The 4,457-nt window shown below is 39.4% G+C and carries 4 protein-coding genes; 1 reads left to right on the top strand and 3 read right to left on the bottom strand.

What is annotated here, in order from left to right; genetic code table 11:
* On the top strand, positions 1 to 401 hold a 401-nt coding region (locus AAC083_RS17460), incomplete at its 5' end, for a hypothetical protein (RefSeq protein WP_181364797.1).
* Between the two features lie 109 nt (positions 402 to 510).
* Here the strand turns inward: AAC083_RS17460 and AAC083_RS17455 are convergent.
* Genes AAC083_RS17455 through AAC083_RS17445 form a run of 3 tightly spaced genes read right to left on the bottom strand, consistent with a single transcriptional unit; the run spans position 511 to position 4,334 of the window.
* On the bottom strand, positions 511 to 1,947 hold the full coding sequence (locus AAC083_RS17455) for a hypothetical protein (RefSeq protein WP_108537268.1): 1,437 nt from the start codon (positions 1,945 to 1,947) through the stop codon (positions 511 to 513).
* Positions 1,948 to 1,965: 18 nt separating this feature from the next.
* Entirely contained in the window at positions 1,966 to 3,216 is a 1,251-nt protein-coding gene (locus AAC083_RS17450) for an O-antigen translocase (RefSeq protein WP_108537267.1), read from the bottom strand.
* Positions 3,213 to 4,334, bottom strand: coding sequence for a DegT/DnrJ/EryC1/StrS family aminotransferase (locus tag AAC083_RS17445; RefSeq protein WP_108537266.1), 1,122 nt, complete (start codon positions 4,332 to 4,334; stop codon positions 3,213 to 3,215). Before AAC083_RS17445 ends, AAC083_RS17450 begins: the two co-directional genes overlap by 4 nt.
* Positions 4,335 to 4,457 lie beyond the last annotated feature (123 nt).

Raw genomic sequence — 4,457 nt, 5'->3', positions numbered from 1 at the left:
ATGCAACACAGTGCATAATACCTACAAAAAAAATCATTTTTGAAAAAAAATCGTTGCAAGTTTTGTTTATTTTATCGTTTATAAATGAAGTTATAAAAATAGCAAGGAATGGAATTGTATATGGCAAAATTTGGCTTATAGCATCGGCAATACTCAAACCTTTGACCATAGGCACTAGGCCGGCGAAAAAAAAACCAAAAATTATAAAAAAAATTGTACAGATAAGGGCGCCTAATTTTATTTTTTTATATAAAATAAAAAATAAAACAGAAGAAAAAAAAACAAGGAAAGTTATTTTCCTAAAAGGAATACCACCAAAAAAAAGTTTGTCTGCATTTCCTAACAAAGATATTGAAAGAAAAAAAACAAATATAGAATACATAAAAAATTTTTCAAAATAAAACCTAACCAAGATGCAAACCTCTTAATTATGTTAAGTAACTTTGGCTGTCAAAAAAAACCATGAAAAAATTTTGACAGTGAAATAGTCTATGATATCGCATCGTGAATTTATTTTTTTGAAAAAACCTTGCAGTGACGCAATCCGAAAAAAATGTTAAAAATGATCTTTTTAAGATAAAAAAAACAAAAAGCTTTTTTTGTGGAAATACGTCTGATTTTAGAAGTTTGATCTATTTGCACTGGAATTTTTTCAAATGCGAATTTGACTTTTGGAAAAGACAAAAGAAAATCTTCTTTTGTATACACATCGTTAAAAATTGCATCTAAAAAACGAGCTCTCACAGATGTAAAACCGTGTTTTATTTCAATTTTATTTTTTATATCAATGATTTTTTTGTCATTTATTAGTTCGATTTCTCTCAAAACGGCATCCACACTGTCTTTCTTAAAAGACTCTAGTGGTGTATAACCGTTATAGGTGCTGTTTAGGCCAACACACAAGCGCCCCTGCAGAAACTGCTCCGCAAATGCTGTACCACCAGGGAAAGGATGGCTATCTATATACAATTTTGCAGCACTTGTTACTTTTATATACTCTTCGTATGCCAGTGATTTGGACAGCGTCAGTCTATTCCAATATTTTAACTTTATCGCCCACCACCAATAATTTGTTAAAAAATTAACACCAATTATTTTAAAATTGGATTTGTCATATTTATCAAGCAGCGCACTAACTAAAGGCATAATGCTTTGTTGGTTAGTTGGTTCATATTTGCTGGGGGATGCTGCACTTAAAATCAAATCTCCATTTTCAAACTTATAACTACTTTCTGAATTTTTCTTACTCGTGTCTATTGGTATTCCCAAAAAACATTTTCTAGCTTTTAATCCCCGCATCGCATCAACTGCTACGCCATAACTACTTATTTCAAACCATACGTCTGAAATAGAACTGCCATAACTAAATGTATGGTCGGCATGATTAACAAAATGGATTTTAATATCTTTTTTTATTTTTTTTGCCAAACCGCAAGCAACAATCGCATAGATATCTTCTGGGTGTGTATTTAAAATAATAATATTATACTGTAATATCACCGTCAAAAAAAAGGAAATTTTTTCCACAACGGTACAACAGTCAACGCAACCATGATGTATTGACGAGAAAAAATCTTCTTCTCTTTTAATAATTGATTCGATTGTTTTTTTAGTTATTAACAAATCAGGCTTAGTATCTAGAAATGATGCAAGTCGTTCCATCAGCCTAGTATGCCCACCGGTATGATATAGCTCGGTTGCTATAAAAATAATTTCATTATGCCTGCTATTATCTATCACATCATAATTCATAGATAACTCAGCAAAAACATTATCTATTAAAAATGTTTCGAGTTCATTTAGAGAGTAAATACCAACTTCATTAGCACGTAAAAGCAATCCTAGCTGCTCAGCTTGCTCTAATGCCTTATCAAGAGGAAGCCGATAAATCTCAGCCTTGTAATAATCGATGAACTCAACTATTTTTGGGTTAACAGTGGATTGCATATATAAACTCGATTTTTATCAGCGGGCAACCCGCTTAATATTAAAAAACACCACAAAAAAGTAAATAAAATAATTTATCGCATAGGCCATATTTGCACCGACTACACCATAATGCAGCACAAAAAAATATGTTAGTGCAACAAAGCTCATCGTGAACACTATTTCAGTGCCGATAAACCATTTTGTAGCACCACGTGAGAGCATCGGGTAGGCATACAACCAAGCTAAAATTTTAATTACATCACCGGTTAATTGAATGGCAAACAGGTCACGTGCGCTGCGAAATGCTTCGGTGAACAGCAGTGAAATCGCTACATCACGTAATAAGTAAACACCGAGCGCCATAATGGTGACAATCGGGATAATTATAGAGGCGGTTTTATGGATTTCACTGACAATGGCATCAACACCAGTTAATGACGCCAAACGCGGCAAATAATAGGTGCCGAGCGCCATGGTGATCACCCCTAAATAGACTTCAGATATTTTATACACCGCTTGCCATTGACCTGTAGCATCCCAGCCCACTTGGTCAATTAAGATATTACGTACCAAGATTAACGATACCGGCACAGTTAACGCACTGGTTATCGCCATAAGCATATATTTGCCAATATCTTTGCGCGCTTGGGGCTCCACCGCACCCCACCAGAAACGCAGCTTAAACCAGGGCTGGCGCAGGTTAGCAATTAACATCACCACACCAATCAAGGCGGCTTGCACAGCAGCTGCTAATAACGCGCCCTCAATGTTTTGCCAAGCGATCATGCCCAGCATCACACCGCCCGAAATCAGTGCCGAGAGCATACCCAGACCGACATAACGACGATATAACTGTTGGCCGTTGATCACCGAACTGCACAAAGTGCCAATGGCAGTAAACGGCAACACGCACACTGTCGACGCCACCACCCAGGCCAAGCTGGCATCTTGAAATAAGCTCGTGGCAATGGGCTTGGCTAATAACACCCCAACTGGAATAGCAATCGCAGAGATGATCAGCATCCATTGCGTTGAGGCGCGCCACCAAGGGGCACAGGCTTCAAACCCTTGCTCTTTATATTCAGCAGTAAAACGCACGACACCACTACCAGCAGGCGCATTAATAATGCCGTTTAAACTGCCGACCATGCTTTGTACCTGGCCGAGCATTGCCATGCCAGTGGGGCCGGTATAAATGGCCACCACCTTGGCAATCACAAATCCCATCGCCATGCGTAGCAGGGTTAATAACCCCGTCATGGCGGTGACTTTGAGTAAACGCTTCATCCAGCAAACTCATTGATAGCAGCTATCACTTGCTTAACCGCGGCATCACTCATAGTTGGATCAAGCGGAATTGAGAGCACTTGCTGGTGAATTTGTTCGGTTAGCGGCAACTGCATATCGGCATATTGTTGATACGCCTGCTGTTTGTGCGGCGGAATGGGATAATGAATTAAGGTTTGAATTTCATTTTCAGCTAAGTACTGTTGCAGGGCTTCGCGCTGTTCACAACGCACAACAAACAGGTGCCAAACATGTTGCTTGTAATGTTGGATGGCGAATGTAGCGGCATCGAGTGGTAATATGATGCGCGGGTTGCTGATCCCCTCACAATACATAGCTGCAATCTGTTGGCGGCGGGCAGTTTCGGCCTCTAAATGGCGTAACTTAACGCGCAGCATGGCGGCTTGCATTTCATCAAGACGGCTATTTACCCCCTGATACAGGTTTTCATACTTCTTATGAGAACCATAATTACGCAAAGCTTTCAGTGTCTGCGCAAGTTCATCATCATTGGTAGTGATAGCACCAGCATCCCCCAACGCCCCGAGATTTTTACCTGGATAAAAGCTAAAGCCAGCAGCATTTCCCCAGTTGCCCGCTCGTTGGCCATTTATCTCAGCACCGTGAGCCTGGGCGCAGTCCTCGAGCACCAGCAAATTATGTTTCTTGGCAATGGCCATAATCTCTGGCATTGGAGACAATTGACCATATAAATGGACCGGCAAGATCGCTTTTGTTTTGGGAGTAATCGCGGCCACAATTTTTGCGCTATCGAGATTATAAGTAGAGGGATTTGGCTCAACTAACACAGGTACCAAGTCATTTTCCGTGATAGCCAATACAGAAGCGATATAGGTATTAGCTTGAACAATTACTTCATCACCAGCTTGTAATTTACCAAGTTCTTTCCACGCTCGCAGAGTAATAATTAAGGCATCTAGCCCATTAGCAACCCCAATCGCATGTTTGGTGCCACAATAGCCAGCGAACTCCTTTTCAAAGGCGGTCAGCTCATTACCCATAATATACCAGCCAGAATCAATTACACGAGTACAGGCGTCTTTCAGTTCTTGTTGGTATTGGTTGTTGATAGCTTTTAAATCGAGAAAGTTTATCATTTTTTACACTTATATTATTAAATGAATTTTTCAAATTTTTTTCTTGCTGCGTCAATACTTTCTTTTTTTATCTCATATAGAAAATCAAGTTCAGTCTCTGCAATCTGCTTCGCCCCCATTCTC

This window comes from Aeromonas sp. HMWF014, from assembly GCF_963878295.1.
Classification (GTDB): domain Bacteria; phylum Pseudomonadota; class Gammaproteobacteria; order Enterobacterales; family Aeromonadaceae; genus Aeromonas; species Aeromonas popoffii.
Note: the sequence above shows the minus strand (reverse complement) of the source record. Positions and strands in the feature narration are given on the sequence as shown.

Bases quoted from the DNA above. Each gene is read 5' to 3' on its own strand.
- AAC083_RS17450 (WP_108537267.1), bottom strand. From the start codon at position 3,216: ATGAAGCGTTTACTCAAAGTCACCGCCATGACGGGGTTATTAACCCTG.
- AAC083_RS17445 (WP_108537266.1), bottom strand. From the start codon at position 4,334: ATGATAAACTTTCTCGATTTAAAAGCTATCAACAACCAATACCAACAA.
- AAC083_RS17455 (WP_108537268.1), bottom strand. From the start codon at position 1,947: ATGCAATCCACTGTTAACCCAAAAATAGTTGAGTTCATCGATTATTAC.